Genomic DNA, 19,395 nt, shown 5'->3' on the forward strand with positions numbered 1-19,395 from the left:
CCTCAGTGGCGTGTCCGCGACGAAATCCGACGTCCCCACGCAGCGCCGGGCCAGTGTGCTGCCCCTGCTCGCGGTCGGCGTGCTGCTGGCCGCCGTCGTCGCGATCGGGCTGATCGCGCTCACCGGCGGCGCCGGGTACGCCATCGCCGGCCTGCCGGATCCGGGGCTGGTCACCAAGTACGGCATCACGGTCGTGCGGGTGCTGAGCGAAGCCGCGTCGGTGATCTGCGTCGGCTCGCTGCTGCTGGCCGCGTTCCTGGTGCCGCCGCAGAAGTCCGGCACGCTCGGCCCGGAGGGCTACGGCGCCTTGCGCGCGGCGGGGATCGCCGCGTGGGTGTGGTTCGCCGCGGCCCTGCTCTCGGTCGCGTTCACCGCCGCCGACACCGCCGGGAAGCCGTTCGGCGACATCCTGGACCCGCAGACGCTGCTCGACCTCGTCGGCGCCATCGAACAGCCGAAGGCCTGGCTCTGGACGGCGCTGATCGCCGTCCTGGTCGCCCTCGGCTGCCGGCTCGCGCTGTCCTGGGGCTGGACGGCGGTGCTGTTCTTCCTGGCCGTGGGCGGGCTGGTCCCGGTCGCGGTCACCGGCCACTCGGCCAGCGGCGGCTCGCACGACGTCGCCACCAACAGCCTGCTGTTCCACCTCGTCGCCGCGTCCTTCTGGGTCGGCGGCCTGGTCGCCCTGCTGGCGCTCGGGTACCGGCGCGGCAACCACCTGAGCCTGGCCGCGCAACGGTTCTCGCGGCTGGCGCTGGTGTGCTGGATCGTGATGGCCGTCTCCGGTGTCGTCAACGCGCTCGTCCGGATCGGCCTCAACGACCTCTTCACCACCGACTACGGCCTCCTGGTCGTCGCCAAGACGGTCGCGTTGCTGCTGCTCGGGGTCTTCGGCCACCAGCAGCGGCAGAAGGGCGTCAAGGACCTCGTCGACGGCAGGGGCGGCGCGCAGCTGCTGCGGCTGGCCGCGGTCGAGATCCTGATCATGTTCGTCACGATCGGGATCGCGTCCGGGCTGGCCAGGACGCCGCCACCGGCGGACGCGATCACCCAGCCGTCCACCACCGAGCTGCTGATCGGCTACAACCTCGACGGCCCGCCGACGGTGTGGCGCCTGCTCCTCGACACCCGCTTCGACCTGGTCTACGGGACGCTCGCGCTCGTCCTCGGCGGCCTCTACCTGGCCGGGGTCCGGCGGCTGCTGCGCCGCGGCGACACCTGGCCGGTGGGCCGCACGGTCGCCTGGATCGCCGGCTGCGTGGTGCTGCTGATCGCGACGTCGTCGGGCATCGGCCGGTACGCGCCCGCGATGTTCAGCGTCCACATGGGCAACCACATGCTGCTGTCGATGGTGGCGCCGGTGCTGTTCGTCCTCGGCGGGCCGGTGACGCTCGCGCTGCGCGCCCTGCCCGCGGCCGGCAAGGACGCCCCGCCGGGACCGCGCGAGTGGATCGTCGCGGCGGTGCATTCGCCGGTCTCGCGCTTCCTCACGCACCCGGTCGTCGCGTTGCTGCTGTTCGTCGGTTCGTTCTACGCGCTGTACTTCTCGGGCCTGTTCGACGCCGCGCTGAACTACCACTGGGCGCACCTGGCGATGAACGCGCACTTCCTGCTCGCCGGGTACGTCTTCTACTGGCCGGTGATCGGCGTCGACCCCTCGCCGCGGCGGATCCCGTACCTCGGCCGGCTCGGGATGATGTTCGCCGCGATGCCGTTCCACGCCTTCTTCGGCGTGATCCTGATGAGCAAGCAGACGGTGATCGGGCAGGCGTTCTACAGCCAGCTGCACCTGCCGTGGGTCGCCGACCTGCTGACCGACCAGCGGCTCGGCGGCGGCATCGCGTGGGCGTCCGGCGAGCTCCCGGTGCTGCTCGTGCTGATCGCGCTGCTGGTGCAGTGGTCGCGCCAGGACGAGCGCGAGGCGAAGCGGCGTGACCGGCGCGAAGCGGCCACCGGCGACGAAGAGCTGAACGCCTACAACGCCATGCTGAAGAACCTCGCGGAGGGGAAGCGACCCTCGGGCTCCAGTTGAGGTTGAGGGCGCGGAAAACAGCGCTTCCGGTGATCCGGGACTGACTTTCGGTAGTCCGACGGTGACCGGCGTCGAGCCGCGATCAGGTGCGCTCTACGATCGTCGGTATGGCCGAGTTCATCTACACCATGAAGAAGGTGCGCAAGACCGTCGGGGACAAGGTCATCCTCGACGACGTCAGCACCGCGTTCTACCCCGGCGCCAAGATCGGCGTGGTCGGGCCGAACGGTGCCGGTAAGTCCACCGTTCTCAAGATCATGGCGGGGATCGAGCAGGCCAGCAACGGCGAGGCGTTCCTCCAGCCCGGTGCGAGCGTCGGCATCCTCATGCAGGAGCCGGAGCTCAACGAGGAGAAGACGGTCCGCGAGAACGTCGAAGAGGGCCTGGGCGAGGTCAAGGTCAAGCTCGACCGCTACAACGAGGTCCTCAAGCTGATGGAGACCGACTACAGCGAAGAGCTGCTCGAGGAGATGGGCAAGCTCCAGGAGGAGCTCGACCACGCGGACGCCTGGGAGCTCGACTCGACCGTCGAGCAGGCCATGGACGCGCTGCGCTGCCCGCCGCCGGACGAAGGCGTCTCCCACCTCTCCGGTGGTGAGCGCCGCCGGGTCGCGCTGTGCAAGCTGCTGCTGTCGGCGCCCGACCTGCTGCTGCTCGACGAGCCCACCAACCACCTGGACGCCGAGAGTGTCCTGTGGCTGGAGCAGTTCCTGGCCCGCTACGCCGGCGCTGTCCTCGCCGTCACCCACGACCGGTACTTCCTCGACAACGTGGCCCAGTGGATCATGGAGCTGGACCGCGGCCGCGTCGTCGGCTACGAGGGCAACTACTCGACGTACCTGGAGAAGAAGCGCGAGCGCCTCGAGGTCCAGGGCAAGAAGGACGCGAAGCTCGCGAAGCGCCTGAAGACCGAGCTCGAGTGGGTCCGGTCCAACGCGAAGGCGCGCCAGACCAAGTCGCGCTCGCGCCTCGACCGCTACGAGGAGATGGCGGCGGAGGCGGACAAGCACCGCAAGCTCGACTTCGAAGAGATCCAGATCCCGCCGGGCCCGCGGCTGGGCAACGTCGTGGTCGAGGTCGAGAAGCTGCAGAAGGGCTTCGACGGCCGCGTCCTCATCGACGGCCTGTCGTTCAACCTGCCCCGCAACGGCATCGTCGGCGTGATCGGCCCGAACGGCGTCGGCAAGACCACGCTGTTCAAGACGATCGTCGGGCTCGAGGAGCCGGACGCCGGCGAAGTCAAGATCGGCGAGACGGTCAAACTGTCCTATGTGGACCAGAACCGCGGCGGGATCGACCCGAAGAAGACGGTCTGGCAGGTCGTCTCCGACGAGCTGGACTACATCCACGTCGGGCAGACCGAAATGCCGTCGCGCGCGTACGTCAGCGCGTTCGGCTTCAAGGGCCCGGACCAGCAGAAGCCGGCGGGCGTGCTCTCCGGTGGCGAGCGCAACCGGCTCAACCTGGCGCTGACGCTCAAGCAGGGCGGGAACCTGATCCTGCTCGACGAGCCGACGAACGACCTGGACGTCGAGACGCTGGGCTCGCTGGAGAACGCGCTGGAGCAGTTCCCCGGCTGCGCCGTGGTGATCTCCCACGACCGGTGGTTCCTCGACCGGGTCGCGACGCACATCCTGGCCTGGGAAGGCACGGACGAAGACCCGGCCAAGTGGTTCTGGTTCGAGGGCAACTTCGAGGGGTACGAGAAGAACAAGGTCGAGCGCCTCGGCGCCGAGGCGGCGCGGCCGCACCGTGTCACCCATCGCAAGCTGACCCGCGACTGAGGGGGCGGGTTTCCCCGTGGAAGCCAGCGAACAGCACCGGACGAGCCCGCTCCCCCAGGGGAGCGGGCGTTCCGTCCACGCCGGGGAAACCCTCTCCGCAGTCGGCCGGCTCATCGAACGCGCGGACGCGCTGCACCTGCGCGCGCCCGAGCTCGCGCTGGTCCTCGGCGAGCGCGCGGCCGCGCTCTCGGAGGCCGCCGGCGCCGACGAACAGTGGATCCGGGCCGAGAGCCTGGTCGTCTCCGCGCGCGTCCGGCTGGGCATGCGGCCGGGCACGGTCGGGCGCGCGGTCGCGGCCCTGCGCGCGGCCGAGCACGCCGGCTACGGCGACATCGCCGCCCGGCTGCGCATCGACCTCGCCGTGTGCGCCCGCAGCCTGGGCGTGCCGCTGACCGGGCTCGCCGCGCTGCGGCCGGTGCTCACCGACCCGGTCGTCTCGCCGGTGCACCGCGCCGCCGCGCTGACGCACCTGGTGGGCTGCCTCGGCTTGCTGGGGCGCAAGGCCGAGCTGGACCGGGTGCTCGTCGAGGCGGACAAGCTCGTCCTCGGCGACGAGTCCCTGGGTGCCGACACCCAGCTGCTGGTCCGCGCTTTGCTGCGCGTCGGCACGGCGTCGCACCGGCGGCGCCACGGCGACCTGACGGCGGCGGCCGACGCCGCCCGCACCGGGCTGGGCTTCCTGGAGAAGCTGGACAACCCGGCCGACGACGGCGGCCTCGTCCGGATCCGGCTGGTGCTGCTGCTGGTCAGCACGCTGCTCGACCGCGGTGACACGGAAATGGCGTACGAGATCGCCGAGCCGGTGCTGGCGGAGCCGGTGCGCGCGGCGGGGGTCGCGCCGATGGGCTGGCTGCGGCTGGCCGTCGCGACGCGCATCCACCTGCCCGCGGGCGCCGGGGAGGCGGCCACCGAGCTGGTCCGCGAAGCCGTGGCGAGCACCGACCGCCACGGGCTGTCCGCGGTCACCGCGCGGTTGTGGCTGGAGCTGGCGCAGCTGGAGGAGCGGTTCGGGCAGGCCGAGGAGGCCATCGCGTGCCTGTACCGCTCGCGGGCCGCCGAGCAGCTGCACGCGCGGTCCCGGCGGCAGGCGTGCAGCGTGCTGGCCGGCGAGTTCGGCACGGGCGAGCCCGCGTCGATCGACCTCGACGAGGTGCTGAAGGCGGTGCCGTCGCGGCCGGTCCCGGTGGTGGCCGCCGAGCCCGAGGCCGTCCGGCCCGCCGCCGAACCGGCCGCGAAGGCACCGGCCTGGTCGTTCGGCCGCGAAGAGAAGCCCGAACCGCGGCAGCCGGCGCCCGCGTGGTCGTTCGAGCGGCCGCGGGTGACCGCCGACGCCGCCGAGACGTCGGTGATGCCGGCAGTGCGCGACGAGCCCGTGGAGCCGCGCGTGCGCCCGGAGCCGGTCGTCGTCGAACGGCGGCGGCCCGAGCCGGCCGAGGACCGGCCGGCCGGACGCCGGCGCGAGCCGGAGCGCCGGCCGGAACCGATCGAGGTCCGTTCGGCGTCGGTCGAGCCCGTTCGGCGGGAGCCGGAGCCCATGGAGGCTCGGTCGGCTTCGGTCGAGCCTGTTCGGCGGGAGCCGGAGCCCATCGAAGTCCGCTCGGCACCGGCCGAGCCGGCACGCAGGCGCGAACCGGAGCCCATCGAGGTCCGCTCGGCACCGGCCGAGCCGGCACGCAGGCGCGAGCCGGAGCCCGTCGAAGCCCGCTCGGAGCCGGCTCGCCGGCCCGCGCTGGAGCCCATCGAGGTGAAGTCGGCCCCGGTCGAGCCGGAACGCCGGCCTGAGCCCGGCGAACCCGGACGCCGGCGTGAGCCGGCCGCCGTCGACCCGCCGTGGCGGCGTGAGTCGCCCGGCAAGGCGCAGCCCGTTCCGGCGGAACCCGCCGAAGCGCAGCCGTCCGGACGCCGGCGCGCGCCGGAACCTCCCGCCGAGCCGCCGGTGCCGGTGGAAAGCGAAAAGCCCAAGTTCTCCTGGGCCGCCCTCGCCGAAGCGCGGCTGCGGGAGACCGCCGCCGAACGCGACTCGGCGCCCACGCGCGTCACGCCGGCGCTGCCGCTCGCGCCCGAGCCCGCCGCCGAGCGGGAGCCGCGGCGCGAACCGCAGCCGTCGACGCGGCACGACGCCGAGCACGGTTCCGTGGCCGCCCGGTCGGTGCTGGACCGGCTGGGGATCTCGTCGTCGGGCGGAGCGAGCGGCGGACGTCGCCGCGCGGAAGACGCCGAGAGCCGCGCCGACGAGCCACCACCGCGTCCCGAGCCGGAGCTGGCCCCGCCGCCGCGGCCGGAGGACGAGCCGCCGTCGGTGCCGGACTACCGCGACGAAGCCGAGCCGTGGCTGCCGCGGCTGCGGATGCCACCGTCGCTGGAGCCGATGGAGGACTTCGGCCACTGGACCCCGGCGACGGCGCCGTTCCCGGAGAGCTACGCGCGCGCGATTTCGGAGGACGAGCCCCCGCCGGACGCGGGGCTCGCCGACCTCCTGGCCCGCGCGCTGGCCGAGCACCAGGCGGGCACCGCGAGCGCGGCCGCGCTCGTCAAGCAGCTGGGTTCGCAGGACACCGGCCGCCGCAACGGGCACGGCCGCAACGGCCACGGAGCCGAGGTGTCGGACTCCCGCCGCCACGGCTCGGGCGACTGAGCCGTTCCGCCGAACCCGCGCTCCCGCGCCGAAGCACCCCTATTCGTCGCCGACTCGCCGGCCGCGCGAACGAAGTGGCGTCCGTCGCACCCCGGGTTCGCCGACCGGCCGACAGCCTTCGCCGAGCGGTGCCCGCCCGGGTCAGCTGAACCGATCATGTTGGCTCCGCAGCAGGTAACGCCCGTCGAGCCCGGCTGGTCAGCGCCGCGGAGAGCGCCGGAACGCAACCCGTCAGTAGCTTGACCGATCACGCAAATCCGCTGGCCGGGAAGGGTTTTCCGGAACTGGGGAACCCCCGGGTCTTCATGTGATCCCCGACCGCGGCGCATTAGTGTGGGGTGGTCCGGTTCACCGCCGAACCGGCACGGTGCCACCTCACGCATACTGGAGAGTTGCCTCAAATGAGCTCGACCGGAGTCTCGTCCCCACCCGGAACCGGAGCCGAAACCGAACCGGAATTCGGCCGGCGTTCCCCGGCCAGCCCGGAGCAGATCAGGGACGACCTGATCGACGCGGCCGCCGGGCTGGCGCCGGAGATCGGGGAGCTCATCCGGCTCTACTACCGGCACATCCCGGCCGAGGAGATCGTCGGCGACGAGCCCGTCAACCTCGTCGGCGCGGTGCGCTCGCACCTGCAGCTCGCCAAGCACCGGATGCCCGGCCGCCCGGCCGTGCGGCTGCTCAACCCCACCGTCGCCGAGGACGGCTGGGCGCGCGAAGCCACGGTCGTGCAGGTCGTCACCGACGACATGCCCTACCTGGTCGACTCGATCGCCGCCGAGTTCGCCCGCGACGGCGTGCAGGTGCAGCGGATCGTCCACCCGATCGTCGTCGTCAGCCGCGACCTGACCGGCGAGCTCCAGGAAGTCCACCCCGAGGCCGACCCGGCCGAGCCGCCCGCGAACTCGGCCGCCGAGTCGTGGATGTACATCGAGATCGACTTCGTCACCGACCCGAACCGCGCCCGCGAGCTCGACAACCGCCTCTCCAGCGTCCTCGGGGACGTCCGCGAGGTCGTCGAAGACGCCGAGAAGATGGCCCAGACGGCCTGCCAGCTCGCGAGCGAACTCGAGACCGACCCGCCGAAGCTGCCCGAGGCCGAGGTCGCCGAAGGCGCCCGGCTGCTGCGCTGGCTGGCCGACGGCCACTTCACCTTCCTCGGCTACCGCCGCTACGAGCTGGTCGACAACCCGCACGCGGACACGCAAGAACACACCGCGCCCGCCTTGCGCGCGGTACTGGCCTCCGGGCTCGGCGTGCTGCGCCAGGACAGCCTCGCCGCCCGCGGCCTCACCGCGGGCCCGGACACCGCCGCGTCCGCGCTGGCGCCGTCGCTGCTGGTGCTGACCCAGGCGAGCGCGCCCTCGACCGTGCACCGGCCGGTCTACCCGTACTACGTCGGCGTGAAGACCTTCGACGCCGAGGGCAAGGTCACCGGCGAACACCGCTTCCTCGGCATGTTCACCACCACCGCGCTGCACGAGAACGTCCTCGACATCCCGGTGGTGTGCAACCGCGTCCGCGAGGTCATCCACCGCGCCGGGTTCCCGATGGAGTCCTTCTCCGGCCAGCGGATGCTCGAAGTGCTGCAGAACTGGCCGCGCGCGGACCTGTTCTCCGCCGACACCGACTCGCTGTACTCGACGACGACCGGCGCGATCACGCTGTCGGACCGCCGCCGGCTGCGGCTGTTCCTGCGCCGCGACCCGTACGGCCGCTTCTACTCCTGCCTCGTCTACCTCCCGCAGGACCGCTACACGACGCGGTCGCGGCTGGCGATGCAGGAGGTCCTGCTCGAGGAGCTCGAAGGCACCCAGCTCGAGTACAGCGCGCGGATCGGCGAGACCGTCCTCGCCCAGGTGCACTTCATGGTCCACACCGATCCCGCGCGCCGGCTGGAGCCGGACACGCAGCGGATCCAGGAGCGGCTGAACGACGCCGTCCGCAGCTGGGACGACCGGATGGTCGAGGCGGTCCTCGACGAGCGCCGCGAGCAGTCGGACGGCGGCGTGGCCGTCGGCGTCCTCGGCGAGGAGTCGGCGACCGAGCAGGGCCAGCGGTTCGCGAGCGTCTTCCCGGAGGGCTACAAGGAGGACTTCTCGGCCAGGGAGGCGCTGGCCGATCTCCGCGCGCTCGACTCGCTGACCGACGAAGGCGATCTCGCGCTGTCGTTCTACCGGCCGTCGGACGCCGAACCGGGCGAACGGCGGTTCAAGCTGTACCTGCGCGGCGAAGGCGTCACCCTGTCGAAGGTGCTGCCGGTGCTGCAGGCCATGGGCGTCGAGGTGGTCGACGAGCGGCCGTACGAGCTGCACCGCGAAGACGGCGGCGCCTGCTGGATCTACGACTTCGGCCTGCGCGTCGCGCAGAAGATGCTCGACGAGACCGACGAGCACGCGGTCGACCAGCTGCGCGGCCGGTTCCAGGACGCCTTCGAGGCCGCCTGGCGCGGGGACGCCGAGGTGGACGGGCTCAACGGCCTGGTCCTGCGCGCCGGGCTGACCTGGCGGCAGGTGGCCGTGCTGCGCGCGTACTCGCGGTACCTGCGCCAGGCCGGCAGCGCGTTCTCCCAGGACTACATCCAGAACACGCTGCTGAACCACACGCAGGTCGCGACGAAGCTGCTGCGGCTGTTCGAGGCCCGCTTCGACCCGAAGCTGCCGGACGCCGACCGCGAGGCGGCCACCGAAGCGCTCGCCGGCGAGCTGAGCGCGATGATCGACGAGGTCACCAGCCTCGACGAGGACCGCATCCTGCGCCGGCTGATGGCCGTCATCCGCGCCACGCTGCGGACGAACTACCACGTCCGCGACGACGACGGGAACCCCCGGCAGTACCTGGCGATCAAGCTCGACCCGGCCGGCGTGCCCGACCTGCCGGAGCCGCGGCCGCGGTTCGAGATCTTCGTGTACTCGCCGCGCGTCGAAGGCGTGCACCTGCGCTTCGGCGAAGTCGCGCGCGGTGGCCTGCGCTGGTCGGACCGGCGCGAGGACTTCCGCACCGAGATCCTCGGCCTGGTCAAGGCGCAGGCGGTGAAGAACGCGGTGATCGTTCCGGTCGGCGCGAAGGGCGGCTTCGTCGTGAAGCGCCCGCCGGCCGCGACCGGCGACGCGAGCATCGACCGCGACGCCCAGCTGAACGAGGGCATCGCCTGCTACCGCATGTTCATCTCCGGCCTGCTCGACCTGACCGACAACCGGATCGAGGGCAAGACCGTGCCCGCGCCGGGCGTCGTCCGGCACGACGGCGACGACTCGTACCTGGTCGTCGCGGCCGACAAGGGCACCGCGAAGTTCTCCGACATCGCCAACGAGGTCTCCGCCCAGTACGGCTTCTGGCTGGGTGACGCGTTCGCCTCCGGCGGCTCGGTCGGCTACGACCACAAGGCCATGGGCATCACCGCGAAGGGTGCCTGGGAGAGCGTCAAGCGGCACTTCCGCGAGCTGGGCAAGGACACCCAGACCGAGGACTTCACCGTCGTCGGCATCGGCGACATGATGGGCGACGTCTTCGGCAACGGCATGCTGCTGAGCGAGCACATCCGGCTCGTCGCGGCGTTCAACCACATGCACGTCTTCCTGGACCCGCACCCGGACGCGGCGACGTCGTACGCCGAGCGCCGCCGCCTGTTCGACCTGCCGCGCAGCTCCTGGGACGACTACGACCGCTCGCTGATCAGCGAAGGCGGCGGGATCTACCCGCGCACGGCGAAGTCGATCCCGATCAGCCCGCAGGTGCGCGCGTCGCTCGGCATCGCCGACGGCGTCACCGCGCTCGCGCCGATGGACCTCATCCAGGCCATCCTGCTGTCCCCGGTCGAGCTGTTGTGGAACGGCGGCATCGGCACGTACGTCAAGGCGGAGACCGAAAGCCACGCGGCCGCGGGCGACAAGGCCAACGACGCCATCCGCGTCGACGGCAAGCAGCTGCGCGTCAAGGTCTTCGGCGAGGGCGGCAACCTCGGCCTCACGCAGCTGGGGCGGATCGAGTTCGCCCGCAACGGCGGCAAGATCAACACCGACGCGCTGGACAACTCGGCCGGTGTCGACTGCTCCGACCACGAGGTCAACATCAAGATCCTGCTCGACCACCTGGTGCAGACGGGCAAGCTCGAGCGCGAACAGCGCAACGAGCTGCTGGAAGAGATGACCGACGAGGTCGGCGCGCTGGTGCTCAAGGACAACTACCGGCAGAACGCCGTCCTCGGCGTCAGCCGGGCGCACGCCGCGCCGATGCTGTCGGTGCACGCGCGCCAGGTGCAGGCGCTGGTGTCGGCGGGCGCGTTCGACCGCAAGCTCGAAGCGCTGCCGAGCAACTCGGAGTTCCGGGAGCTGGAGAAGGCGGGCAAGGGCTTGACCTCGCCGGAGCTGGCGACGCTCCTCGCGCACGTCAAGCTGGAGCTGAAGGACGAGCTGCTGGCCAGCGACCTGCCCGACTCGAAGGTCTTTGCGGCCCGGCTGCCCGAGTACTTCCCGAAGCCGCTGCGCGAGCGGTTCGGCTCGGCGATCGGCGAACACCCGCTGCGCCGCCAGATCATCACCACGCTGATCGCCAACGAGGTGGTCGACGGCGGCGGCATCTCCTTCGTCTACCGGCTCATGGAGGAGATGAACGCGACGGCGACGGACGCGGTGCGCGCGTACGCCGTGGTGACGCAGGTGTTCGACCTGCCCACGCTGTGGAAGGAGATCGACGCGCTGGACAACGTCGTGCACACCGACGTCGCCGACGCGATGGTGCTGGAGACGCGCCGGCTGCTCGACCGGGCCGCACGCTGGTTCCTGACCAACCGGCCGCAGCCGCTGGCGCCGCTGTCGGAGATCAAGCGCTTCGGCCGCGTGCTGGGCGAACTGGTCCCGAAGATCGGCGACCTGCTGCGCGGCCGCGAGGCGGAGTCGGTGCAGAAGCACGTGGACGAGCTGATGGCCGCGAACGTGCCGGAGGGCCTGGCCCGCCGGGTCTCGCTGCTGCTGCACACCTACGGCCTGCTGGACGTCACGGAGGTCGCCGAGCTCGCCGAGCAGCAGATCGGCGTCGACGCGACGCACAGCCCGGCGGAGACGGCGGAGCTGTACTACGCGCTTTCGGCGCACCTGGACATCGACTCGATGCTCACCGAGATCAGCAAGCTCGAACGCGGCAACCGCTGGCACGCGCTCGCCCGGCTTTCGCTGCGCGACGACGTCTACGGTTCGCTGCGCGCGATCACGCTGGACGCGTTGCGGCACAGCGATCCCGGCTCGTCGGGCGACGCGAAGATCGCCCAGTGGGAGAAGACGAACGCCTCGCGGCTGCAGCGGGCGCGCGTCGCGCTGGACGAGATCACGAAGTCCGGCCGGCTCGACCTGGCGACGCTTTCGGTGGCGGCCCGGCAGATCCGGAGCACGGTGCGGTGACCTACGTTTCGCACGTCCGCCCGCGCTGGACGGACATGGACGTCTACGGCCACATCAACCACGCGAAGATGGTGACGCTGCTCGACGAGGCGCGGATCCCGCTGCTGTTCGAAGGGGCCGTCGAGGCCGGGCTCGACCAGCTGCCGAAGGGCATCGTCGTGGTCAAGCTGGAGGTGGCCTACAAGGCGCCGATCGTGGTGTCGGGGCAGCGGCTGCGCGTGGACATCGACCTGACGGAGCTGCGGGCCGCGAGCTTCACGCTGGCCTACCGCGTCCACACCGGCCCGGCGGAGTCGGATCCGGTGGCGGTGACGGCGGAGACGGTGCTGGCGCCGTACGACACCGTCGCGTTGCGGCCGCGTAGGCTCATCCCGGCCGAGTCGGAGTTTCTGAAGCAGGGGTTCGCGGATGCCTGAGTTGTTCGTGCCGGACGCGGCCGACCGGGAGACCCTGGGCGCGTTCGTCGCGCGCGCGGTCCGGCTGGACGGCGCCACCGCGGTCCGGCTGCGCCGGCGAGGCGACGGCGTGGTCGAGGCCTGGACGGCGACACCGTTCGAGTGCTTCGCGACGCGCGCGGTGGCGGGCGACGTGACCCCCGCCGACGTGACGGTGTCCGGCAACGAGCTGCTGGCGGCGCTGACGGTGGCGGGCGGGCCGCGGATGGACCCGGGCCCGGCCCGGGACCTGCTGTGGCACGGCGAGCTGCCCCCGTCCGGCCGCTGGCCCCTGGTCGACTCGCTGCCGGCGCGGGTCGTCGCGGAGCTCGCCGACCGGGGCGTGACGCTGGCCAGGGAGAACGCCGGCCCGCACGGCACCCCGCCGGCGTCGCTGATGGACCAGGCGGTGCTGACCGTGTCCGGCGAAGCGGTCGAGGTCAAGGTGCAGATGCGCTGCCTGTTCGCGATGTCCGGGATGGGTTTCGTGGACGCGGACCTGACCGAGGACGTGGTCCGCGTGTCGGCGACGGATTCGTGGCTGCGGCTGGACGCGCGCTACGGCGCGATCGTCCGGCGGCGGCACGCGCTGCTGCCGCTGTTGTTCTGACGGATTGCTTACGGCGGCCACCGTTCCGCTCGAACGGTGGCACGCTGGAGTCATGACCCCGGATGACGACCCGACCGCGGAGTTCCTCGACGGTGTCCGCGCCGAGGAGACGCCGTGGCGGCGCGACCGTCCGCCGGGGGAGCAGGCGCCGGAGCGCGCCGAGCGTCCTGAGAGGTGGGGCCGCACGCGAGCGGCGGGCCGGGCGGCCGCCCAAGCCGCGCCCTACCTCCAGGCCGCGGCGCTCGTCGCGTGGCTGGCCAGTGGTGCCTTCGACGACGGTTCGGGTTCGGGCAACCAGTCCGGCTGAAGTCCCGCGCCGCGCACGGCCCGCCCTCCCTGGGGGCTGCCCCCGCTTCCAGCGTATCGGCGCCGACCGACAGAACTCCCGGGCGAAGTGGGTTGCCGCGGCAGTTGTCCACATCCGGCGTCGGTTGTGGAAGCCTCAGACCAGCCAGGCGGCCGAATCCGCCGGCAGCTTGCCTTCCACCAGCGGACTGCTCGACAGCAGCACCTCACCCGGCGGCAGCGCGATCGGCGACGCCGACGTGTTCAACGCGCACACCAGCCCGCCACCCTTGCGCCGGAACGCGAAGCAGCCCGCCGGCGCGCCGTACCACTCGAGCTCGTCACCGCGGAACGCCGGGTGCGTCTTGCGCAGCTCGATCGCCTGCCGGTACAGGGAAAGCGTCGAATCCGCGTCCTCGATCTGCTTCTCCACCGTCAGCCCGGCCCACGCGGGCGGCATCGGCAGCCACGTCCGCGGGTTGCGCGAGAACCCGAACGGCGGCAGGTCGCCTTCCCACGGCAGCGGCACCCGGGAGACGTCGCGGCCGAACTCCGCGCCGCTCGTCTTCGCGCGCGGGTCGGCCATGTCGGACGGCGCCAGCTCGACGTTCGCCAGCCCCAGCTCTTCGCCGTTGTACAGGTACACCGCGCCGGGCAGGGCCAGCTCCACGAGCGCCATCGCCCGCGCGCGCCGCACGCCGACCTCCCCGCCGCCGTAGCGGCTGACCTGCCGCCAGACGTCGTGGTTGCCCAGCGTCCACGTCGCCGGCGCGCCCGTGCGGGCCGGGACCGACAGGGACCGCTCGATGGCGGTGCGCATCGCGTCCGCGTCGAAGTGCGTCAGCACCAGGCGGAAGTTGAACGCCAGGTGCAGCTCGTCGGGCCGCAGGTAGCGGGACAGGCGCTCCTCGTCGGTCACCCAGATCTCGCCGACCGCCATCGCGTCCGGGAACTCGTCGAGCACCTTGCGGATCATCTGGTGGATCTCGTGGACGCCGTCGTGGTCCCAGCGCGGGTCGTAGTAGTGGCTCGGCCCCAGCGCGTCGGCGCGCGGGTCCATGTCCGGCAGGCCCGGCGGCTTGGCCATGCCGTGCGCGACGTCGATGCGGAAGCCGTCGACCCCGCGTTCGAGCCAGAACCGCAGCGTCCGCTCGAGGTCGGCGGCGACCTCGGGGTTGGTCCAGTTCAGGTCCGGCTGCTGCGGCGCGAACAGGTGCAGGTACCACTGGCCGTCGGGCACGCGCGTCCACGCCGGGCCGCCGAACGCGCTGACCCAGTTGTTGGGCGGGTCCTCGCCCTTCGGGCCGACGCCGTCGCGGAAGATGTAGCGGTCGCGCTCCGGGCTGCCGGGCTTGGCCGCCATCGCGGACTTGAACCAGGCGTGCTGGTTGCTGGTGTGGTTGGGCACGACGTCGACGGTGACCTTGATGTTCCGCTTGTGCGCCTCGGTCAGCAGGACGTCGAAGTCGCCGAGGGTGCCGAACATCGGGTCGACGTCACGCGGGTCGGCGATGTCGTAGCCGTGGTCGGCCATCGGGGAGCGGTAGAACGGCGTCAGCCACAGCGCGTCCACGCCCAGCAGCTCAAGGTAACCGAGCCTGGAGTGGATGCCTTCCAGGTCTCCGACGCCGTCACCGTCCGAATCGGCGAACGAGCGCACGTAGACCTGGTAGAAGACGGCATCGCGCCACCAGGCTCCGGATGTCATACGAAGCTGTTCATCATGCTGTGCGCGGCCATCTCCAGGTACGCCCAGAGCTGCCCGCGGTACGGCTCTTCCAGGTTCTCCTCGTCGACGGCGATCCGGATGCAGCGCAGCCAGGCGTCGCGTTCGATCGGCCCGATCTTGAACGGCGCGTGCCGCATCCGCAGCCGCGGGTGGCCCCGGCGGTCGGAGTAGGTGTGCGGGCCGCCCCAGTACTGCATGAGAAACAGCCGGAAGCGCTCCTCGGCCGGGCCGAGGTCCTCCTCGGGGTAGAGCGGGCGCAGGACCTCGTCACGCGCGACTTCCTCATAGAACCGCGCGACGATCCGGCGGAACGTGGGTTCGCCGCCCACCGCTTCGTAGAGGTTCGCCGGTTCGCTCACTGCAGACACGCCTTCCATTTTGCCCTTCCGGTACGGGTTCCCGACGCCCGGTCCCGTTCCTTCCGGTAGGTCGCAAACCCGTTTCCCAGCGTAACGGCGTCCGGCTACGGTTTCCGATCGTGACGACCACCCTGGACCACTGGCGCGACCACCCGGAACGCTGGGGCGAGCTCGCCCACCACGCGGCCCGGGAGGCGGTGCTGCGCCTGCTGCTGCGCGACCGCCGGGACACCGATGCCGGGTTCCTCCGCTACCTGCTGGACCAGGAGATCCGGCTGCACGATGACGACGAGGGGTACGCCGACAGCCTCGGCTTGGCGGCGCTGCTGCTGAACGAGTGCGGCGAGGCCGGGGACGTCTGGCAGCTCAGCGAAGCCAAGTACACGAGCTTCGACACCTCGTGCGGGCTGGACGCCTTCCTGCTGTTCCCCGGCGGGGTGGCCGCGACGCTCGGGTACGTCGAGCGCAGCGACCACCCCGACCGGGAAGAAGTGGCCGCCGACCTGCGCGACCACCTCGCGCACGACCCCGGCCTCGAGCACGAGCGGCCCGCCCGGCTCGCCGGGATGCGCGCGTACTTCTCAGCCTGACGTCACTTCTCGATGGCCGGGGCCACGCCGGGGAACAGGCGGCCGAGCGGGGGCTCGAAACCGGCCTCCTCCAGGGCGGCGAGCAGCTGCGCGCGCAGGGCTCGCTGGACCGCCCACTGCTTGCCCGGCCGCACCTTGACGGTCAGGCGCAGCTGGATGCCCTCCGGCGTGACGCTTTCCACACCGAGCATCTCCGGCGGTTCGAGGACGTTGTCTTTGAGCAGGTCGCTCTCCGCGGCCGCCGAGGCCGCTTCGCCGAGCACGGTGGTTGCGCGCTCGACGTCGGCGGTGTAGCCGAGGGGCACGTCGACGACCGCGACCGCGAAGCCCTGGCTCGAGTTGCCGACGCGCAGCACCTCGCCGTTGCGGACGTACCAGACCGTGCCCTTGAGGTCGCGCAGCGTGGTGATCCGCAGGCCGACCGCCTCGACGGTGCCGGTCGCCTCGCCGATGTCCACGACGTCGCCGACGCCGTACTGGTCCTCGACCATCATGAAGATGCCGGACAGGAAGTCCTTGACGAGGTTCTGCGCGCCGAACCCGATCGCGACGCCGATGATGCCGGCCGAGGCGATGATCGGGCCGAGGTCCAGGCCCAGCTCGCCGAGCACGAGGATGAACGCGAGGCCGTAGACCAGGAACGTCGCCATCGACTTGAGCACCGAGCCGATGGTCTGGGCGCGCTGGCGGCGGCGTTCGATCACGGCGGAGCCGAGCACCTCGGGGGCGCGCTCACGCAGGGGGCGCAGCATCGCGGGGAGCTTCCCGCTGCCGCGCGGCAGGGTGGTGACCCGGTTGATCAGCCGTCTGATCAGCAACCGCACGACGAACGCGATCACGATGATCATCAGGATCTTGAGCGGCTTGGTCAGCAGCCAGTTCGCCGAACCCGCCAGCCACTCGTTGTTCGTCGCCAGATACACCTGGTGACAGAAGGTGCTCACGTCGTCGATGCACGGCGGCTTGGCTGAGGGGAGCAAGGGGGACACGGGGGTTCGATCATCCTTCCGATCTGGTCGGTCACGCCAACTTGAAGTGGATGTTGGGTCGCGCGGATGTGACACGTCTTGTAACACACGTGCGCTGGGGGCCTGTTCTGTGGTCGACTATGCCTACGCCCCTGGAGGTGGTCGAGTGCCAGACCGACAACCCAGCCCCCGCGGCGCCTCCGGCCAAGCCATGGCCGACGAGACGCCAGAGGTGGTCCTGCGCGCCTATCCGGGGGGTTCCGCATCCGGCGGAGCCGTCCCGGCCGGGCCGGGGAACCGCCCAGGGGGGATTACCCGCCCGCCCGGACAGCGTAGTAGAGGGCGGGATCCGGCGGCTCCGGCCTGGGGCCGACGCCGGGTGCTCCTGCTCAACGCCACTTTCGAGCCGCTGACCGCGCTACCGCTGCGGCGGGCCGTGGTGCTGGTGATGTGCGGCAAGGCCGAGGTGGTGCACGGCGATCCCGGCGGCATCGAGCTGCATTCGGCGAAGGTGTCGCTGCCGGTGCCCTCGGTGATCCGGCTCAGCACGTACGTGCGCGTGCCCTACCGGGCGCAGGTGCCGCTCACCCGCGCCGGGCTGATGCACCGCGACCGGTACCGCTGCGCCTACTGCGGGGGGCGGGCCGAGACGATCGACCACGTCATCCCGCGCAGCCGCGGCGGGCCCCACGCCTGGACGAACTGCGTCGCCTGCTGCGCCAAGTGCAACCACCGCAAGGCGGACCGGCTGCTCTCGGAGATCGGCTGGCGGCTGCGCGTGGTCCCGCGGGCGCCCCACGGCCCGCATTGGCGGCTGCTCGCGCACTCCAAGGAGGCCGATCCGCTTTGGCGTCCGTATCTGGGCTCCGCTGCCTGACTCGTCCTGCGGGGGCTCCGGGTGGCGGAGCCCCCGGCTCGGGGCGGAGCCCCGACGAAGCAGGGTCGGCCGGCTGACGGAGCCCTGACATGCCGGCGCCCCGGCTGCCTGTGCGGCGGCCGGGGCGAGCCGGGTGCTTGCGCGTGTTCAGGTAGTGCGTGCGGCCCTGGAGTACGGGTCAGGCAGCGAGCGCGTAGTCGCTCTGGCAGGTGACGCGGGTCCCCATGGTGACGCGGGTGCCGCGGGTCACGCGGGTGCCTCGCGTGACCCGGGTGCCGCAGGTGACGCGCGTGCCCGCCGTGACGCGCGTGCCCATCGTGACCCGGGTGCCCCTGGTGACCCGCGTACCGCGGGTGACGCGCGTGCCCGCCGTCACCCGGGTGCCCGCCGTGACGCGCGTTCCCGCCGTCACGCGTGTACCGCGAGTGACGCGTGTACCCCGGGTAACCCTTGTGCCCGCCGTCACACGCGTTCCGGGCACGAATTCGGTGTCGCTCGGTGACGAGAAGGTCTCGGTGATCGCCTGTGCGGGGGTGTGGGCGCTGTTCATGGCAAGGCCTCCTGGGACCGGTGCGTTACCTGCTGGGGCTGGGGAGCGGGGCGCAAGGCCCGTACAGGTGAAAAAGCTACGAGGATTTCAAGGCTGCGACAAGACGACAGCGGCGGGTGCGGCCGCCTGTACGTTGAGTTGCAACCTTTCGGCCCGACGGTCTTCGCCCCAACGTTCCAGTGCCCGCGAGCCAAGCGGCGGACGGCACTCGGCTTACGACGAACGGTCGAGTGCGGCACGCGCGGTGGCCGCCGAGGTCATCCGATACGCTCAGCGCCGTGAACGTTGTCGAGACGATCGTGGTCTTCGCCGTGATCCCGCTGGCCATCTACGGTCTCGCCGGGCTGCTGACGCTCCGGCGCAGGTCCGGCGCCCCGCGGTACCGGTCCGGCCAGGCCTGGGAGTACCCGGCCATGTGGTGGAGCGCCAACCCCGAAGGGGTCGGCGCGGGGCACCGGCACGCCGGCGCCGAGAACAGCGCGCCCGAGGGCGCCCCGACCGCGGCGGGAGGCGCTCGTGGCAACTGGTGAGCTGACGAAGCGCGTCGACGAGTCCGAACTGGGCTACGGCGAGGCTCTGACGTCGAGTGGCCGCGTGTCGGCCGCGAAGATGTACGAGCCCGAGGCGCCGACGAGCCCGTTCAACACCCGCCAGCTGGCCCGCCTCGACGAGGCGCTGACGTTCGCTTCGCGGGAGACCGGGCTGGACTTCAGCTTGTACCTCGGCGAACTGGGTTCGGACAGTCGCGCGGCGGCGGAGAAGCTGCACGCGACGACGGCGAACCCGGCGAACTCGGTCCTGGTCGCGGTCTCGCCGGGCGAGCGCCTGATCGAGATCGTGACGGGCAGGACGGCGTACGTCCGCCTCCCGGACCGCGGCTGCAAGCTGGCGGTGGCGAGCATGGTGGCGTCCTTCAAGGAGGGCGACCTGGTCCGCGGGCTGGTGAACGGCCTGGTGAACGCGCTGCGCATGCTGTCCGACCAGGCGGGCCCCGCGCCCCGCTGACGTGTCTTGACGAGAGCCCCGCACCTCACCTGAGGTGCGGGGCTCTTTCACGTCTTGGTGCCGGTTGTCCACATCGTTGCCGTGATGTGGACAACCGACCGCCGGTCGCGCTCGTCCGAGCCTTTTCGTCGGCCACCGCCGATA

The 19,395-nt window shown here is 71.7% G+C and carries 15 protein-coding genes; 11 read left to right on the forward strand and 4 right to left on the reverse strand.

Annotated elements, in window-relative coordinates; genetic code table 11:
- The first annotated feature begins 10 nt into the window (after positions 1 to 10).
- The 7 genes from AB0J40_RS21380 to AB0J40_RS21410 all read left to right on the forward strand — a co-directional run bounded on the left by AB0J40_RS21380 (position 11) and on the right by AB0J40_RS21410 (position 13,195).
- Positions 11 to 2,029 (forward strand): cytochrome c oxidase assembly protein, encoded by a 2,019-nt coding sequence (locus tag AB0J40_RS21380; RefSeq protein ID WP_364455717.1) that lies wholly within the window; start codon positions 11 to 13, stop codon positions 2,027 to 2,029.
- Positions 2,030 to 2,136: 107 nt separating this feature from the next.
- Positions 2,137 to 3,813, forward strand: a complete 1,677-nt coding sequence (ettA, locus tag AB0J40_RS21385; RefSeq protein ID WP_364455720.1) for an energy-dependent translational throttle protein EttA — start codon at positions 2,137 to 2,139, stop codon at positions 3,811 to 3,813.
- A 16-nt stretch (positions 3,814 to 3,829) separates the two neighbouring features.
- Complete coding sequence (locus AB0J40_RS21390) at positions 3,830 to 6,448, forward strand: hypothetical protein (protein ID WP_364455722.1); 2,619 nt, start codon at positions 3,830 to 3,832, stop codon at positions 6,446 to 6,448.
- A gap of 401 nt (positions 6,449 to 6,849) precedes the next feature.
- Positions 6,850 to 11,844: an NAD-glutamate dehydrogenase gene (locus tag AB0J40_RS21395; RefSeq protein ID WP_364455723.1), complete on the forward strand. Its 4,995-nt coding sequence runs from the start codon at positions 6,850 to 6,852 to the stop codon at positions 11,842 to 11,844.
- Positions 11,841 to 12,260 (forward strand): thioesterase family protein, encoded by a 420-nt coding sequence (locus tag AB0J40_RS21400; protein WP_364455726.1) that lies wholly within the window; start codon positions 11,841 to 11,843, stop codon positions 12,258 to 12,260. Before AB0J40_RS21395 ends, AB0J40_RS21400 begins: the two co-directional genes overlap by 4 nt.
- Positions 12,253 to 12,888, forward strand: coding sequence for a hypothetical protein (locus tag AB0J40_RS21405; RefSeq protein WP_364455729.1), 636 nt, complete (start codon positions 12,253 to 12,255; stop codon positions 12,886 to 12,888). Before AB0J40_RS21400 ends, AB0J40_RS21405 begins: the two co-directional genes overlap by 8 nt.
- A 52-nt stretch (positions 12,889 to 12,940) precedes the next feature.
- Positions 12,941 to 13,195 (forward strand): hypothetical protein, encoded by a 255-nt coding sequence (locus AB0J40_RS21410; RefSeq protein WP_364455732.1) that lies wholly within the window; start codon positions 12,941 to 12,943, stop codon positions 13,193 to 13,195.
- A 135-nt stretch (positions 13,196 to 13,330) separates the two neighbouring features.
- Here AB0J40_RS21410 and AB0J40_RS21415 read toward each other — a convergent pair whose 3' ends face one another.
- Positions 13,331 to 14,881 (reverse strand): glycoside hydrolase family 13 protein, encoded by a 1,551-nt coding sequence (locus AB0J40_RS21415; protein ID WP_364455735.1) that lies wholly within the window; start codon positions 14,879 to 14,881, stop codon positions 13,331 to 13,333.
- A complete protein-coding gene (locus tag AB0J40_RS21420) occupies positions 14,878 to 15,261 on the reverse strand; it encodes a globin (protein WP_364456271.1) in 384 nt (127 codons plus the stop codon). Before AB0J40_RS21420 ends, AB0J40_RS21415 begins: the two co-directional genes overlap by 4 nt.
- Before the next feature lie 119 nt (positions 15,262 to 15,380).
- Here AB0J40_RS21420 and AB0J40_RS21425 point away from each other — a divergent pair, with 119 nt between their 5' ends.
- Positions 15,381 to 15,851, forward strand: coding sequence for a hypothetical protein (locus AB0J40_RS21425; RefSeq protein ID WP_364455737.1), 471 nt, complete (start codon positions 15,381 to 15,383; stop codon positions 15,849 to 15,851).
- Between the two features lie 2 nt (positions 15,852 to 15,853).
- Here the strand turns inward: AB0J40_RS21425 and AB0J40_RS21430 are convergent, their stop codons facing one another.
- Complete coding sequence (locus tag AB0J40_RS21430) at positions 15,854 to 16,804, reverse strand: mechanosensitive ion channel domain-containing protein (protein WP_364456273.1); 951 nt, start codon at positions 16,802 to 16,804, stop codon at positions 15,854 to 15,856.
- A gap of 394 nt (positions 16,805 to 17,198) precedes the next feature.
- On the opposite strand from AB0J40_RS21430, the gene AB0J40_RS21435 reads away from it, so the two are divergent.
- Entirely contained in the window at positions 17,199 to 17,696 is a 498-nt protein-coding gene (locus AB0J40_RS21435) for an HNH endonuclease (protein WP_329044121.1), read from the forward strand.
- A 178-nt stretch (positions 17,697 to 17,874) separates the two neighbouring features.
- Here AB0J40_RS21435 and AB0J40_RS21440 read toward each other — a convergent pair whose 3' ends face one another.
- Positions 17,875 to 18,246: a hypothetical protein gene (locus tag AB0J40_RS21440; protein ID WP_364455740.1), complete on the reverse strand. Its 372-nt coding sequence runs from the start codon at positions 18,244 to 18,246 to the stop codon at positions 17,875 to 17,877.
- Positions 18,247 to 18,524: 278 nt separating this feature from the next.
- Between AB0J40_RS21440 and AB0J40_RS21445 the strand changes: the two genes are divergently transcribed.
- Complete coding sequence (locus tag AB0J40_RS21445) at positions 18,525 to 18,776, forward strand: hypothetical protein (RefSeq protein ID WP_364455743.1); 252 nt, start codon at positions 18,525 to 18,527, stop codon at positions 18,774 to 18,776.
- Positions 18,763 to 19,251 carry a DUF5130 family protein gene (locus tag AB0J40_RS21450; RefSeq protein ID WP_364455746.1) on the forward strand — a complete coding sequence of 163 codons (489 nt, stop codon included), beginning with the start codon at positions 18,763 to 18,765 and terminating at the stop codon, positions 19,249 to 19,251. Before AB0J40_RS21445 ends, AB0J40_RS21450 begins: the two co-directional genes overlap by 14 nt.
- Positions 19,252 to 19,395: the final 144 nt, after the last annotated feature.

The organism is Amycolatopsis sp. NPDC049691, assembly GCF_040675005.1.
Lineage (GTDB): Bacteria > Actinomycetota > Actinomycetes > Mycobacteriales > Pseudonocardiaceae > Amycolatopsis.